The 14696-nt window shown below is 66.3% G+C and carries 15 protein-coding genes; 4 read left to right on the forward strand and 11 right to left on the reverse strand.

All coding sequences use genetic code 11. From position 1 onward, the window contains the following. Positions 1-50: 50 nt before the first annotated feature. From HD557_RS14295 to HD557_RS14325, 8 genes are all read right to left on the reverse strand, one after another. A complete protein-coding gene (locus tag HD557_RS14295) occupies positions 51-1001 on the reverse strand; it encodes a carbohydrate ABC transporter permease (protein ID WP_196874351.1) in 951 nt (316 codons plus the stop codon). A gap of 8 nt (positions 1002-1009) precedes the next feature. Then, positions 1010-1930 (reverse strand): carbohydrate ABC transporter permease, encoded by a 921-nt coding sequence (locus HD557_RS14300; RefSeq protein ID WP_231380290.1) that lies wholly within the window; start codon positions 1928-1930, stop codon positions 1010-1012. Continuing rightward, positions 1927-4110, reverse strand: a complete 2184-nt coding sequence (locus tag HD557_RS14305) for an alpha-galactosidase (RefSeq protein ID WP_196876416.1) — start codon at positions 4108-4110, stop codon at positions 1927-1929. The genes HD557_RS14300 and HD557_RS14305 overlap by 4 nt, the downstream gene beginning before the upstream one ends. A 171-nt stretch (positions 4111-4281) precedes the next feature. Then, positions 4282-5292, reverse strand: coding sequence for a LacI family DNA-binding transcriptional regulator (locus HD557_RS14310; protein ID WP_196874352.1), 1011 nt, complete (start codon positions 5290-5292; stop codon positions 4282-4284). Between the two features lie 171 nt (positions 5293-5463). Beyond that, a complete protein-coding gene (locus HD557_RS29165; protein WP_374221684.1) occupies positions 5464-5934 on the reverse strand; it encodes a GHMP family kinase ATP-binding protein in 471 nt (156 codons plus the stop codon). Next, a complete protein-coding gene (locus tag HD557_RS29170) occupies positions 5935-6009 on the reverse strand; it encodes a galactokinase family protein (protein WP_374221700.1) in 75 nt (24 codons plus the stop codon). Further along, on the reverse strand, positions 6006-6122 hold the full coding sequence (locus tag HD557_RS28250) for a galactokinase family protein (protein ID WP_231380291.1): 117 nt from the start codon (positions 6120-6122) through the stop codon (positions 6006-6008). The genes HD557_RS29170 and HD557_RS28250 overlap by 4 nt, the downstream gene beginning before the upstream one ends. Next, positions 6119-6439 (reverse strand): hypothetical protein, encoded by a 321-nt coding sequence (locus tag HD557_RS14325; protein ID WP_231380292.1) that lies wholly within the window; start codon positions 6437-6439, stop codon positions 6119-6121. Before HD557_RS14325 ends, HD557_RS28250 begins: the two co-directional genes overlap by 4 nt. A gap of 374 nt (positions 6440-6813) precedes the next feature. On the opposite strand from HD557_RS14325, the gene HD557_RS14330 reads away from it, so the two are divergent. Together HD557_RS14330 and HD557_RS14335 are read left to right on the forward strand one after the other, a co-directional pair. After that, positions 6814-7596, forward strand: coding sequence for an SDR family NAD(P)-dependent oxidoreductase (locus tag HD557_RS14330; RefSeq protein ID WP_196874355.1), 783 nt, complete (start codon positions 6814-6816; stop codon positions 7594-7596). Positions 7597-8126: 530 nt separating this feature from the next. Next, a complete protein-coding gene (locus HD557_RS14335; RefSeq protein WP_196874356.1) occupies positions 8127-9125 on the forward strand; it encodes an alpha/beta hydrolase in 999 nt (332 codons plus the stop codon). Positions 9126-9885: 760 nt separating this feature from the next. On the opposite strand, the gene HD557_RS14340 is transcribed toward HD557_RS14335, so the two are convergent. Continuing rightward, entirely contained in the window at positions 9886-10479 is a 594-nt protein-coding gene (locus HD557_RS14340; protein ID WP_196874357.1) for a TetR/AcrR family transcriptional regulator, read from the reverse strand. Between the two features lie 106 nt (positions 10480-10585). Between HD557_RS14340 and HD557_RS14345 the strand changes: the two genes are divergently transcribed. Next, positions 10586-11896, forward strand: coding sequence for an FAD-dependent oxidoreductase (locus tag HD557_RS14345; protein ID WP_196874358.1), 1311 nt, complete (start codon positions 10586-10588; stop codon positions 11894-11896). 2 nt (positions 11897-11898) lie between these two features. After that, entirely contained in the window at positions 11899-12786 is an 888-nt protein-coding gene (locus HD557_RS14350; RefSeq protein ID WP_196874359.1) for an alpha/beta hydrolase, read from the forward strand. A 577-nt stretch (positions 12787-13363) separates the two neighbouring features. On the opposite strand, the gene HD557_RS14355 is transcribed toward HD557_RS14350, so the two are convergent. Both HD557_RS14355 and HD557_RS14360 read right to left on the reverse strand, forming a co-directional pair. Further along, positions 13364-14500 carry an NAD(P)/FAD-dependent oxidoreductase gene (locus tag HD557_RS14355; RefSeq protein WP_196874360.1) on the reverse strand — a complete coding sequence of 379 codons (1137 nt, stop codon included), beginning with the start codon at positions 14498-14500 and terminating at the stop codon, positions 13364-13366. After that, a complete protein-coding gene (locus HD557_RS14360; RefSeq protein WP_196874361.1) occupies positions 14497-14694 on the reverse strand; it encodes a ferredoxin in 198 nt (65 codons plus the stop codon). Before HD557_RS14360 ends, HD557_RS14355 begins: the two co-directional genes overlap by 4 nt. Between the last annotated feature and the right edge of the window lie 2 nt (positions 14695-14696).

Below are 14696 nucleotides of genomic sequence, written 5' to 3' on the forward strand. Positions count from 1 at the left end.
CGAACCTTCCTGTGTGAATCGGGACGGCTACGCCGCCCGGGATAATGCGGTTACTTGATGCCCGAGTAGCCGAGGTTGTCGACGAGCCTGCGTCCGAAGACGAGGAACAGCACGAATACCGGCAAGGCCGCGATCAACGTGCCGGCCATGAGGCCTGACCAGTCGGGGCCGGTCTGCGGCGTCTGCGACCGGAAGATGCCGAGGGCCACCGTCAGGACGCGCGACTCCTCGTCGCGACCCACGAGCAGTGGCCACATGTACTCCCCCCACGCGGTGGTGTACGTCAGCAGGCCGAGGGTGAACAGGGGCGTACTCGACATGGGTAGGAGGATCTGGAGGAAGATCCGCACATGCCCGGCGCCGTCGATCCGAGCAGACTCCTCCACCTCGCGGTTGATCCCGAGGAAGAACTGGCGCATGAAGAAGACCGCGAACGGAGTCATGAAGAAGAACGGGAGAATGATCCCGGTCAGCGTGTTCAGCAGGCCGAGGTCCCGGATGAGGATGAAGTTGGGCAGCTGCACGAAGATCGGCGGGATCATCAGGGCGGTCAGGAACACGAAGAACACGGCGTCCCTCCCCGGCCACTGCAGCCGCGCGAACGCGTACGCGGCCATGGCGGAGAAGAAGACCTGACCGAACGTGATGGCGGTGGCGACGATCACCGAGTTGCGCAGGTACAGCCAAAGATCGATCGAGCCGGTGGTCCCGCCCTCGGCCGCAGCTTCCTCGGCCGTCGCCACGCCCAGCACTCGCGCGAATGCTCCCCAGCTGAAGTCGACAGGCAGGAGGCTCCCCGGGTTGGTGTACAGGGCCGTGTTCGTCGACAGCGCCGTGCGAAGCATCCAGTAGAAGGGAAACAAGGTGACGATCAGCAGGACACCCAGGGCGGCCCATGCCAACGCGCGGCCCCATCTGACTCGCGTGCGGCGTCTGACATGCGCGTTCGTGGTGCCTCGAATGTCGGTCGCAGGGACGGCGTCGTGTGTGGTCGTGGTCATCGGGTTCCTCACGTCAGATCCGACTGGTTGGAGCGCATGATTTTCAGCTGGAAGTACGCAATGCCGGCGAGTGCGACCAGCAGGAAGACGGACATCGCGGAGGCGTAGCCGAGGTCGAAGCGCTCGAACGCCTGTTGGTAGATGTAGTAGTAGATGACCCGCGTCGAGTTGATCGGCCCGCCTTCGGTGGTGACCGCCACGGTGTCGAAGATCTGGAAGGACCCGACGACCGTGATCACCATGACGAGGGCCAGCACGGGCCGCAGCAGCGGCAACGTGATCGACCAGAACATCCGCGGCTCAGAAGCGCCGTCCAACCCGGCTGCCTCGTACAACTGATCCGGGATGGTCTGCAGCCCGGCGAAGATCAGCAGGGCCGTGTACCCCACATAGCGCCAGACGTTGATCAGCGCGATCGTCGGGATGGCCAGCGTCTCATCGCCGAAGAAGGCGACCCTGTCCCCGGTGGCCCAGTCGAGGACGACGTTGATGAAGCCCGTCGAGTAGTCCATCATCCAGAACCACACGAGGGCGACGACGACGTTCGCTACCAGATATGGAAGCAGGATGATGCCCCGAACCAACGCCGATCGCGTCAGCCGATGCATGAGGACGGCGATCGCGAGCGCCAAGACCGTCTGGACACCGATATTGATGACGACGTACCAGAGTGTCACCTTCAACGCGTTCCAGAAGAGAGGGTCGCCGAGCAGCTCCTGGTAGTTGGCCGTCCCGACGAACTCTCCCGAGCCCACGAGGTTGCGATCGGTGAAGCTGAACCACAAGCCTCGAAGGGAGGGAAGCAGGTAGAAGGCAACGAAGCCGATCGAAGCCGGGGCAAGGAACAGGAGCGCGACGCCGAGGTCACCTGTACGGCGTCCTCGCTGCCGCGGCACGGCCTGGTGCCGGGGGTTGGCCATTTTCGTCATCGGTAGGTCGCCTCCACGTGGAGAAGGGCTGAGTGGTCGGGATCGAGGGCCGGCACATGCACGCCCACGTCGCCGAGGACCGCGCCGCTGAGCTCGATCCCGTGGCCCCACCAGCTCGGGTGGACACGTTCGTCAGGTGGCGCATCTGAGCCGGGACCTGCCGCCTGGACGCGGTAGGTGAGGTCGCGGCGCAGACCGGGAAGCTGGACGCGCCCGGACGGCCAGGTGACGTGCCGCTCCCGGAGGGTCACGGCATACAAGGCCTCCCGCTGGTCCGGCGAAACGGCTCCGTGGAGCCAGAGGTCACCCTGTTCGGCGTCGCGGCGTACGACGGTGCCGGTGTGGATGAGCGGTCGCATGCGCTTGTAGAAACTGACCCAGGCCGCCAGCTCGGCCCGATCGGCGGCCGTGGTCGCCCTCAGGTCCCATTCCACGCCGAAGTGCCCGAACAGGGCGGTGGCCGCCCGGAAGTCCAGGTCGAGCCGACGCCCGGTTGTGTGGGCACGGTCAGCCCCTATGTGGCTGCCCACCAGCTCCGGTGGCAGCAGCTGGGCGGTCCATCGCTGGATCTGCTGACGCTCGTGCGCGTCGATGCAGTCCGACGCCCACACGCGATCCGTGTGGTCGATGATCTCCAGGTCGATGCGGGCGCCTCCGGAGGAGCAGGACTCGATCTCGAGCCCAGGTGCCTTCGACCGGATCGCGTCGAGCAGCCGGTAGGTCGCCAGAGTCTGGCGGTGCACTCCGGCACGTCCCGTGAGCGTGGACCCGGCGTCGATGAGGTCCCGATTGTGGTCCCACTTGATGTAGTCGATGCCGTACTCGTGCACCAGCGCCAGAATCTGGTCGCGTACGTGCTCGAACGCGCCGGGATGGGTCAGGTCGAGGACCTGCTGTCGCCGGAACTCGACCGGCATCCTCCCGGGGACTTGCAGGATCCACTCCGGGTGGGCGCGGGCGATCTCGGAGTCGAGGCTGATCATCTCGGGCTCGAACCACAGACCGAACTGCATCCCACGGTTCTTCACCGCGTCGACCAGGACGCGGAAGCGCCCCTCCCCCCATACCTCGCTCGAGACCACCCAGTCGCCGAGTCCGGACGTCTCGTCGCGGCGGCCTCCGAACCAGCCGTCGTCGAGCACGAAGCGCTCGACACCCACGTCGGCTGCAAGTGCGGCAAGCTCGACCAGCTGCTCGACGTCGTGTTCGAAGTAGACGGCTTCCCAGACGTTCATCACCACCGGGCGGGGACTGCGCGGATGGTGCGGGCGGGCGCGAAGGTACCGATGCAGCCGCGAGGCAACGTCGTCCAGCCCTGCGCCGTACACCGCGAAGATCTTCGGCGTCTCGTAGGTCTCACCTGTCCGCAGCTCGACCTCGCCCGGGAGCAACAGCTCACCGCCGAGCAGAAGACGCTCGCCGGAGTGGGCTCGTTCGCCGATCACCCGATGGTTACCGCTGAAGGCCACATGAAGGCCCCAAGCCTCACCACCGGCGAAGCCGAGGTCGGCCGTCCCCGCCATCAGCAACGTGGCGGCGTCCGCACCCGTGCGGCCGTGGCGTCCTTCACGGACATGGGATCCGACGGTGAAGGGCCGGCGCTGTACGACCTTCTCCTTCGACCAACGGCCGGCGAAGTCCCAGAGATCGTCCGCCCGGGTTGGGACGGGCAGCGCCAGGCTGACCGCGTCGACCGTGTAGGTCCCGGTCCCCGTGTTGGTCACGCCAGCCTGCATGCGGACGAGGCCGGTCTCCAGCATCTCGACCCGGAGCCCGACCTCAAGCCCTGCCACGGCGTCCGCAGCCACGATCTCAACGTGCCCGCCTTCCCCGGGAATCGTCGAGACGTCGACGCGCTGGGGACGCAACCACGGGGACCACGAGGTCCCTGAACGATGTCCGGACACTCCGGGAGTCCCTGCCCACCCCGTGCGCCCCTCCGGGAGGATCGACACCACGACCGGAGTGTCCACTCCGTTGGTCGCCCGCGGCGGGATCGCGGACACTGCGAGCGCATGTAGACCGGTGTCTGTCTGCGGCCCGGGGTCCGCGCCCCAATGGACCACGTACGGCAACGAGTCCTGCGGGACCGCGAGTATCAATGCGGCCCCTGAGGCCGCAAGCGTGACGACCTCCGGCCAGCCGGTCTTGGCAGGAGATTCAGCGCCGTCGCGCAGCATGGGAGTGCTCAAGCTTCTCGCCCTTCGAAGAACCGTGCAGGTTAGTTCTGCAAACGTTGGTCAAGTGACGTCGGTCACACGCTACACGAGAGGCATACTGCCTGCAAACGTTGGTCAGACATATTTTGCGGACGGCTGTCCCCGCCTCGCGGCGGAGGCCCGCGCGCCCCGTCAGCGGGCCCGGGCGGCGCTCTCCCGAAGCACCAGCGTGGGCTGCACGGCCGAGTCGGCCGGGCGCTCGTCGGTGCGGATCCATGCCTCGAGCAGGCCGAACGTTCGGCGTCCGAGGTCGGTGAAGTCCTGCGCCACCGTGGACAGGGCTGGCACCCACATGGCCGCGAAAGGCTGGTCGTCGAAGCCGACGATGCTGACGTCGTCGGGGATCTTGCGTCCTCGCTCGGACAACGCTCGGGCCGCCCCGATCGCCAGCTCGTCGTTGCCACACAGGATGGCAGTCACACTCGGATCGTCGAGGAGCCGCAGAGCCGCGTCATAGCCGGACGTCGGCGAATATTCGGCGCGAACGACGTCTGGCACGGGGGCCGACGCGGACTCCAGCGCAGCCCGCCACCCCCATTCACGGCCGCTTCGCCGGCGTGTTGCCGGGATCGCGATGTGGTGAACGGTCTGATGCCCCAAGCTCAAGAGATACTCAGTCGCCGCGCGCCCCCCGGCCTCGTCGTCCAGGAATGCGTGCGGCGTCGAGCCCGCCCTCCGACGAGCGCCCGCCGCGGCCACGACCGGCACGATGCCCTGCAGCGCGTCGAGCATCGCAACACCCACCGCGTCGAACTCGATCACGATCGCTCCGGCCACCGTCTGGGAGAGCGTCATGTCCACCGCGCGAGCCACATCTTCACGGCGACCCGACTCGATCACGGTGATCATCACGACGTACCCGGCCGCACGCGCAGCCTCCTCGATACCCTGGAGAGTCGCCGCGTATCCGAACCGCGTGGTGTTGCGGGCGAGCACGGCTATGGCGGAGCGCTTTCCGCTCACCAAGGTCTGTGCCGCCGCGTTCGGGCGATACCCGAGTTCGTCGACCGCTGCCCGCACCTTCAGGCGCAGCTTCTCGCTCACCGGCGTGCGACCGGTCAGCACACGAGACACCGTCGACAGACTGACTCCGGCCTTCGCCGCGACGTCGACCAACCCCGGCGGCTTACGAGCTACGTCCATACGTTCAAGGCTATGGCCAACGTTGGTCACCGCCACACTCGCCTCCCGCTCCGAGGCAAAGAGGGCCGCGGACGCCGCCGCGAATTCGGATCGTGCGACCAAGGCCGTGCACCGTCCGCATAGCCACCGGTGGCATGGACGTGCTCCACACGGGTGTCGATCACAGTAACGTCAGCCCTGGCGGCTCCAGGTCTTCGACCGGCACCACCCGGGACCTACGGCTGCGGCAGTCGAGGAATACCGCGTGGTCGGGCTGTGCGAGCAGGGACGCCGTCTAGCCCAGGATCCCGGGTGGTGCTCCGACGATGTGATTCTCGGCGAGATCCGTGGCACGCACCAGAGCTCCCGAGCCTGGGCGGAGCGCCACACCTCGTCGAGCGCAACCGCGAGCGCGCTCTCGAGCGCTGCCGAGGACGACTGACCAGCACCGACCGGGACATCGGAGACGAAGAAGGCGTCAAACCCGCTCACACTCGCGAGGTCCGCGCCGACCTGGGCCGAGCCCCCAGGCCGTGCCGAGCGGATACGCGGACCAGCCGGTCGCAGCCTCACGGGTGACGTCAGCCAGGGCGTGCTCGACAAGGCCGTCGGACCTGTCGAAGCCACCCGGACGGTCTGGTCGGCGCGCAGCGCGAGGGCCACCTAGGTGCGCCGCCCGATGCCGAAGGGCAGCACGAACCCTTCGTTGTACTCGGTGTGCTCGCCGATCAGGTTCACTCGGCTGGGGCGGACCAGATCCCGTCGGGTTCCCGGCCGAAGTGGTCGGCGAAGCCGACGCGGGCACGCTCGAGAATCGACTCCGACGTGGTGCCGGTCGTCGAGTCGGTCATACCGGGTTGTCCTCGTCCGCACGGGCGATCGCCTCGCGCATCCGCTCGGCCTGGTGCTCCGGCGGGATCTCGGCCACCCAGGCCTCCAATGCGGCCTCGCTCCAGGCCAGGTCCTTCAGCTTGTCGGCCCCGCGACGCGGGCCGGTGAGCTGGAGAGTGAGGCGGACGCTGTCGCGGTGGGAGCGCACCGGAACCTGCTGCCAGGCGGCGATGTAGGGGGTCGGGGCGTCGTAGAGCGCGTCGACGCCAGCCGCTGTTTCGTCGCCGCGGCGTCGTACTCGTCCAACTGCCTGACGACCTGGCTGCGATCCTCGCACTGCCCCGCCAAATGGCGGGCAGACCTGTGCAAATTCCGCCACCGGCCGGGTGCCAGGTGTGGGATGCAGGAGTAAGGATGGTCACACCCGCCCGACAGGCGCAGCCAGTAACCCACACCAACGACGTCTACCCCGATGCCCCGGCCCGGTCGCCGTTCGACTCCGGGTGTCGGGCATCCACAGTCGGTCGGCAGACCCCGTCACGGTGTTCATGGCGGGTCCAGACCCGTGCCCACGTAGGTCGGGACGGGCGTCGAACGTGCGTCTTCCTCATCCCCGTAGGCGAAGGGAACGAACCGGTCGACCAGGTTCGCAAGTACGCCGACGCCCTCGGGTTGAACCAAAACACAGTTTGCAGGCTCAAGGAGGAACGCATGCCCATCACCATCGAAGGCAAGAAGATCATCGTCACCGGAGGCGCACGCGGCATCGCAAGCGACGCAGTGCGCCACTTCGGGCAAGAAGGGGCTGCTGTCTTCGTGTTCGACGTCCTCGAAGACCTCGGTCAGCAAGTCGCGGAGGAGACGACTGCCGCTGGCCCAGGAACGGCTGCCTTCCGGCGTGTCGATGTGAGCAAGGAAGACGAAGTACGAGATGCCGTCGACTTCGCGGCACGGGAAATGGGCGGTCTCGACGCCGTTTTCAATATCGCCGCCGTCACGGCCGTGACGATGGCTGAGGACATGACGGACGCGTTGTGGGATCGCTTGCTCGACGTGAACCTCAAGGGCTTGTCTCACGTATGCCAAGCCGCGTTCCCTCATCTGAAGGAACGCGGCGGCAGCATCGTGAACTTCGGATCGGATGTCGGACTGATGGATCGTCCTGCGACGAACATCGCCTATGGAGCGACGAAGGGCGCGATCATCAGCTACACCCGGCTGCTGGCCAACGGGTGGGGGCAGTACAACATCCGGGCGAACGTGGTCAATCCGCTCATCCGTACCCCGATGTATGACGAGTTCTTGGCGGACCTCAGCGCGGAACAGCGAAGGGCCTACGAGGACGGCCTGAAGGAGGCTGTGCCACTCGGCGGCACCATGGGCGATGGGCCGACGGATCTCGCTCCCGTTCTCGCCTTCCTCGCCTCGGACGCGTCCAAGTTCATCACGTCACAGATCATCGGCGTCAACGGAGGTCTCAATCCCGCTCGATGACCCCGGTGCACTCCTAGCCAATCGTCGCGATCTCGGCGTGAGATGGTTAGCGCCCCGGGCATGTCGTCTCCGTCGCGAGACATGCCCACATTCGTGACCGAGGAAGTCCCGTCAGGAATGGGCCCCGGTCCCTGAATCGCCCCAGAATATCCGGAGAGTTTGGTCTGCCCCGGGTTCCGACGCGCGGAACCCGGGGCGGACCAATTCGTTGGAAGGATCACTCTCCCGCACGTCGCTCGAGGTATCCCTCGAGCTGTATGAGTGCGCTGTTCGTCTGGCGATCCGTGATCGCAGCCGCGGCGATCAGTCGTCCGAGTCCGCGACCACCAAGTCGGTCGTCGGCAAGTTCGGCACCGACGCGCTGAGCAGGTACGCAAGGGGCTGCGTCAGCTCGAACTGGACCTGGCGGCGTTCCTCGACCATACCCGCCAGGTGGCGGGAGGGTACCGCGGTATTTCCGCCACTGGCCGGGTGCCGGGTGGAGGACACAGGAGTGAAGGTGGTCACATCCGTATGAGAAGGAGTATCCGATGACCGGCACCAACGACGTTTACCCCAGTACTACGCCCCGGCCGCCGTTCGATCCCGAGATCGTGCCGGTGCTGGAGGTGATGCGGGAGGCGATGCCGCCGTTCACCGCCGAGAATCTCCCTGCGCTGCGGCGGGCGCTGGCCGAAGGGCTGCCCGGCGTAGAGCCGACCGACCTCACCGTAGGCGGCACGGTGCAGGTCGACGAGCGCGACGTGCCGGGCCCCGACGGCAACCACGACATCACGCTGCTGATCCTGACGCCCGCTGGCCAGCACGGCCCACTGCCGGCGATCTACCACATCCACAGTGGCGGCATGGTCGTCGGCGACCGCCGGACGCAGATCGAGATGCTGCTTCCGTACGTGGCCGAAGGACTCGCCGTCGTGGTGTCGGTCGAGTACCGACTCGCCCCCGAGCACCCCGACCCTGCTCCGGTCGAGGACTGCTACGCCGGCTTGGTGTGGACCGCCAAGAACGCGGCCAAGCTCGGCATCGACCCAGGTCACCTGATCATCGGCGGCGCCAGCGCCGGCGGCGGACTGTCCGCCGGCACCGCCCTCCTCGCCCGAGACCGCGCCTTCCCCCGGCTCACCCACCAGATCCTGGTCTGTCCGATGCTTGACGACCGGCTACGAACCCCCAGTAGCCGGATGCTCGACGGCGAAGGCATGTGGGACCGCAACGACAACCTGTTCGGCTGGACTGCCTTGCTCGGCGAGCGACGCGGAGGATCCGACGTGTCGCCGTACGCCGCCCCGGCCCGGGCCGAGGACCTCGCCGACCTACCCCGCACCTACATCGACACCGGTTCGGCCGAGACGTTCCGCGACGAGGCCTTGATCTACGCGCAGCGGTTGTCCCAGGCCGGCGTGAGTGTCGACTTCCACATGTGGGGCGGCGGCACCCACGGGTTCGACCTGATGGCCGCTCACACTCAGCTGGCCCGGGCTTCGATCGCGGCCCGCGACGAGTTCATCCGACGCGCACTCGAACGCTGACGCCCACTGGCCCGCGGTCGCCCCCGGTCGGCGATAGATGGCGATCCGGAACAGTCCGATCCGGTCCGCTTTCGTGTGCACCGTAGGTTCCTCGAACTGGTCCTCGTCGACGTTTCGGTGTCTGGCGGGCTGCTCGCGCCACGGCGGGCACGCCGAGATGGCCCGCATGGCGAGTACGCCGCGACCTGGCTCCGCACCGGCCCATCATCCAGAGGCCGCTGCTGGCTCCCTGCACGGCTACATCGCGACCGCCCCGGAACTGACGAGTCGGCGTCGGGGCTGGCATCACCAACATCAACCGCTCGAGGCGCCACGCCGGCAACCCTCGGGCGTCTGTCCGCACAACGAGCACGTCGGCGAACTTGCGAGGTCGGCCTCGCGATCGCGCGTCAGTTCGTCGATGCGGGGCAACCGTCGTGATCGTCGACATGGACGAGGCGGTCCTCCGTGTCGCGCCAACCGTCCACACAGGGCGAGACCAGGCTGGGACGCGCGCTTGTCCGGGATCCCCGCGGACGCACTCGGCAAGGGTTCAAGGCTCGATGAGCCGTCGACGGCATACGGTCCGTACCCGAGTCGGCCCAGGTGGCACTGCCCTGGCCTCTCGACTGTATGACTCGTCCATGGCGACGGCCTCATTCCGAGCGGTTCGCAGACCGCGAAACCCGTGCTCCTCGTCACGAGACCTAGTAACGGTCGAGCCCGTTGCGCGTGACACATAGATATGCATGGCTGGTCGACTTCAGCGCTCAGTATGCCGTCACCGTGTGAGTGCTCGAACCCAGATGGCCGCCAGGTCATGTGTCAGGCGGTCGTCGTGGTTTGTGCTATGCGGCCCAAACATCGTCGCGGCGACCTGGACCGTTGCAGTCAGGAGCATGGCAAGGCCACCCTGCGCGATCGGCGCGGCGGCCGGATGCTTGAGCCTCAGCTCCTTCAAGAGGTCACCGCTCGTCTCGTGCATCGACTCAAGCAAGGCAGTCGAAAGATCGCGGTTGTGACCGATTGCCTCGCTGACGACACCGGCCACCGCGCCGAACGACCGCAAGGTGGAAATGAGCTCGGAGACCCATTCCTTGATGCCCGAATCGTCCAGCGAGCGATCCGGGAGCGTCCGTATCACCCGAACCATGCCGGGATTCAACGACCGGGCGATCTCGTCCGCCACAGCACCCTTGTTCGCAAAATGCTTGTACAGCGTGGCTCGCCCGACCCCGGCTCGACCGGCGATCTGGCTCATGGATGTGGATCGGTAGCCGAGTTCGGTGAAGGCGGACACAGCCGCCTCCACGATCAGCTGCCGAGTCCGCTCCTTGTTTTCATCCCGCAGCGAAGTTCCCATCTCGTCAATCATCCCAACTTTCGACTACTTGTAAACGCAAATTCGATAGACACTTGTCTCCTCAATAGACATGTGTCTACACTCCAAGTGACACCTGACACAACAGCAAGGAGCAACGGTGAGTTCTTTGAAGGTGCTGATCGCCGGGGGTGGCATCGGGGGGCTCGCCCTCGCGCACGGACTTGTCCGACGGGGGATGACGGTTCGCCTCTTCGAGCGCGCTCCGCACGGGGGCGCTGCTGGCTATCGACTGCACATGAACGGCGACGGCGGAACCGCCCTGGAGGCCTTGTTGCCTCCCGAGTTGTTCGAGTTGTATCTCGATACCTCGCGCACCGATCCCCGCCAGGAGCGCCTCCTCATCCTGGACAAACAACTGCGGTACCTCGCGTCCCGACCTCATCTGGGTGTGGCGACGTCAGGGCGCCGCAAAGACACGGCCGTCAATCGCCGCACCCTGCGTCAGATCATGTTGTCGGGGCTGGAGGACGTGGTCGTCACGGGTGAAGTCGCCTCATACGAAGACCGAGGTCAAGAAGTGGAGGTCGTCCTCAGTGATGGTCAGCGCGAGACCGGTGACGTACTGGTCGGCTTCGACGGAATCCACTCCCGAGTCCGAGCGCAACGATTGCCTGATGCCCAAGTCAAGGACTTGGGGGCGCTCGGCGTCTACGGCAGGGTCCCGCTGACTGACGAGCTGAGAGACTCTCTCCCACCCGAGCTCGACGACGGCTTTGTCCTTGCCTTCGGCCCACAACTCCTCGAGAACGGCGTTCTTGCCCTGGGCGCCTTCACGCCCCGTGTCCAGGTCTCGCAAGCGGCCACGCTACGAGGCGTCGAGCTTGCCTTGGACGAGGTCGCCCCCTACATGATGCTGGGCGCAGCGATCCCGGAAGCCATCGCCAAGACTCTCGGTCTCGACCCCGCGCGACCGAACACACAGATTCTCAAGCGCGCCATCCAGGAGTTGGTCCGCGGCTGGCACCCCGCGATCATCGAGCTCGTAGAACGGGCCCCGGCGGAGGATCTGTTCCTCACCCGAGCGCGCTACCTGGATGTGTCACACCCATGGGAGCCGAGTCGGGTCACTTTGGCAGGTGACGCCATCCACGCCATGCCACCGTCGCTCGGCGTCGGCGCAAATCTCGCCCTGCGGGACGCGCACGTTCTCGCTGATGCGCTGGAGTCGATCTCGACAAACGAATCGTCGGTGGTGATCGACGCCATCGGCCGCTACGAGAAGGCCATGCGAGGCTATGCCTTCCCGCTCCTCCGGCGTGCCATCACCCAGGAAGGCATGGCATCCGGATTCTCTCCCATGGGTCTGTACCGCCTAGTGCGCATGGTTGGTCTGCGCAAGATCGTCCGTGCTTCACGCGCTCGCAACGAAACGGTGGGCACCACCACAACGTCAGCAGAAGGGAAGTAAGGATGAGCTTCAGGGAAGTTGAGATCGACGTCTTCGGGACCACCCTCAGGGGCAGGCTGTTCACGCCTGACAGCACCAAGCCTTCCCCCGTGGTCGTGATCCAGAGTGGGTTGGGTGGCCCGGCGGACACGGTGTTCCCCATGGCCGACGTGTTCACTGAGGCTGGCCTGTCGTGCATGGTGTACGACCACCGATACACCGGCGCAAGTGATGGCGAGCCTCGGCAGCAGTTCGACCCTTGGCAGCAGTGCCGGGACCTTCGCCACGTGATCACCTGGCTTGGCCTGCAGCCCGAGGTCGATCGCGACCGCATCGGACTTTGGGGTATCAGCATCGGTGGCGCTAACAGCCTGTTCGTGACCGCGATGGACAAGCGAGTCAAGGCAACGGTGGCACTCATCCCGCCGGTCAGTGGCTGGTCGGCGCGAAAGTTGCAGCCTGCAGACACTCTAGCCGCGCTCGATGCGCGCATTCCCGCAGACCGGGAGGTTCAACTCGAAGGCGGGCCTGCCGAAACGCTCCGACTACACGGCATTCCTGCTCCCGGCGATCCGGTCATGTTCTCCGACGAAGCCGGCCTCGAGTTCGTCGAAGAGATGTTGAAGGCATCGCCGACGTTCAAGAACGCCATCACGTTGTCGACTCTGGACTACCTCTACGAGATGGAGGTCGTCGCCTACGCCGAGCGCATCAATCAGCCGATCTTGATGGTCCTGGCCGACCAGGACTTCGTCGCTCCCGTCGAGGAAGCGCGCGCGATGTACTCGCGCATTCCTGAGCCGAAGGAGATCGTGGAGTATCCCGGGCAGCACTACGAGATCCTGTCCAACTACCTGCCCGAGATCCTCGGGCGAACGGCAGCCTGGTTGCGCGACAACCTGTACGCCTGACAGGAGAGACTGCCAGGACCTCGAACAACAGACCGATCGTCCCGGACCGAATTTCATGCGGGTCCGGGACGAGTCTTCTCTACGCCGACAAGGCGCATGCCCCGCACCGTCAAGAAGAGCGATGAGGATCTTGCGACGCTGGGCCAACGCGCTGCACAGGGTGCACCGGTTACGCCGCCACCGCGACCACCACGAGACCGACGAGGAGCAGCAGTCCCCCGAGGCGGAAGAACCATGCGTAGCCGTTGTAAAGGTCGGACGCCCGAGCGAAGACGGTACCCGGCATCACAAAGTATCAACTCAACGCGCGGAAAACTGCGGTCCACGATTGAACTCACAGACAGATCCCAATTTCAGCGAAGCCGTCGAAGGTAACCAGACCCTCGATGTCGAGATTCCGGGTCGCTGGAGGGTCGCCCGAGGCGCGAATACCACCCACGATCTGCATCGTCCATGCATCACAGGTCATGAGCCTCCATTGTCAAAGAATGGACAGCAGGCTCGCGAGGACGAGCACCGGCGCTGCTTCCATGATGCCGTGGTTGCGGCCAGGATGTGGTTGCCTTCATCGGGGTCCTTATGGGGTGGTCATCGTTCTCAGGCGGCCGACCGGAATCTTGCGGCCGTAGGCGACCACGGTCGGAGCGCCGGACGACTCCCAGCGCAGGACCGCGTCACCGGCGTCGACGTCTCCCTCGATCGAGGTCGGATCGCCGTTCACCGGCAGGGGCCCGACGACCTTGATGGGGAGGCCGAGGATCTCGGTCCAGAAGTAGTCGTCCTTCGGGGGATGTGGCCGCGGCTCACCGAGGATCGAGGCAGCAGCCACCTTGCCCTGAGCCACTGCGTTGGACCAGAACGGCGCCCGACTGGCTCGCTCACCCGTGCCGGGGGTCAGGTAGGCGACGTCTCCGGCGGCGTACACGCCGGGAATCGACGTCGAGCACTGCTCGTCGATGGCAACGCCCAGGGAGTCCGCGAGGCCGGTCCCCGACAGCCAGGCCACGGCTGGTACGTCACCGGCGCAGGTGATGACCAGGTCCGCGGACTGCGTGCTTCCGTCCGGCAGAGCCACACCGGTCACCGGATCGCCGACCAGGTGAACGTGTCCGGCTGCCTGGATCAGGCGGACTCCGTGTCGGGTGAGGTGAGCACCGACATGCTCGGACACAAAGGGGCCGAGGTGTCGGAGCAATGGGAGTTCGCTGTCGACGACCGTGACCTCGACTCCGCACGCCGAGCATGCGCTGGCCACTTCCAGGCCGAGGAAGCCCGCGCCCACGACGATCGCCGATCGGGCGCACTCGATCCGCCGCCGGATCAGGCGGGCATCCGCGAGTGTTCGCAGGACCAGCTCTCCGGTCTGGGCCGGCCGGGCCAGGCGGCGGGCGTCTGCCCCGGTCGCGATGAGCAGCGCGTCGTAGGGGACGAACCGTCCGTCGGCCGTGGTCACGGTCCTCGACGAGGCGTCGAGTCCCACGGCTGCGGATCTGACGTGCGCCAGGTCGAGGTCGGCGTGGGAATAGCTGAGGTGCGCCTCGTACGTCGCCTCTCGCAGCACCTCCTTGGAGAGCGGTGGTCGCGCGTAGGCGCCCTCAGGGTCACGTCCGATCATGGTCAGGCTGCCGGCGTAGCCTCGCCGGCGCAGCTCCCGCGCAGCGGTCAACCCGGCGATCGACTCCCCCACGATGACGACCGCGTCGGGCCGGTTCACGGGATCTCCCGCAGGGCGGCCACCGGACACGAGGCGATGGCGGCGCGGGCCTGGGCCAGCTCGTCGGATCCCACCTCGGCCCCCTCGGCGTGGTAGGTCAGCTCGGCGTCGTCATCGAGGGAGAAGAGGTTGGGAGCCTGTTCGGCGCAGAGACCATGGCCCTCGCACCGGTCGTAGTCGACGTCGATCTTCATGG

The organism is Nocardioides luteus (genome assembly GCF_015752315.1).
In the GTDB taxonomy this organism is placed as follows: domain Bacteria; phylum Actinomycetota; class Actinomycetes; order Propionibacteriales; family Nocardioidaceae; genus Nocardioides.

Coding starts and splice junctions, on each gene's coding strand:
- HD557_RS14295 (WP_196874351.1), bottom strand. CDS start 1,001: ATGACCACGACCACACACGACGCCGTCCCTGCGACCGACATTCGAGGC.
- HD557_RS14300 (WP_231380290.1), bottom strand. CDS start 1,930: ATGACGAAAATGGCCAACCCCCGGCACCAGGCCGTGCCGCGGCAGCGA.
- HD557_RS14305 (WP_196876416.1), bottom strand. CDS start 4,110: ATGCTGCGCGACGGCGCTGAATCTCCTGCCAAGACCGGCTGGCCGGAG.
- HD557_RS14310 (WP_196874352.1), bottom strand. CDS start 5,292: ATGGACGTAGCTCGTAAGCCGCCGGGGTTGGTCGACGTCGCGGCGAAG.
- HD557_RS28250 (WP_231380291.1), bottom strand. CDS start 6,122: ATGACCGACTCGACGACCGGCACCACGTCGGAGTCGATTCTCGAGCGT.
- HD557_RS14330 (WP_196874355.1), top strand. CDS start 6,814: ATGCCCATCACCATCGAAGGCAAGAAGATCATCGTCACCGGAGGCGCA.
- HD557_RS14335 (WP_196874356.1), top strand. CDS start 8,127: ATGACCGGCACCAACGACGTTTACCCCAGTACTACGCCCCGGCCGCCG.
- HD557_RS14340 (WP_196874357.1), bottom strand. CDS start 10,479: ATGATTGACGAGATGGGAACTTCGCTGCGGGATGAAAACAAGGAGCGG.
- HD557_RS14350 (WP_196874359.1), top strand. CDS start 11,899: ATGAGCTTCAGGGAAGTTGAGATCGACGTCTTCGGGACCACCCTCAGG.
- HD557_RS14360 (WP_196874361.1), bottom strand. CDS start 14,694: ATGAAGATCGACGTCGACTACGACCGGTGCGAGGGCCATGGTCTCTGC.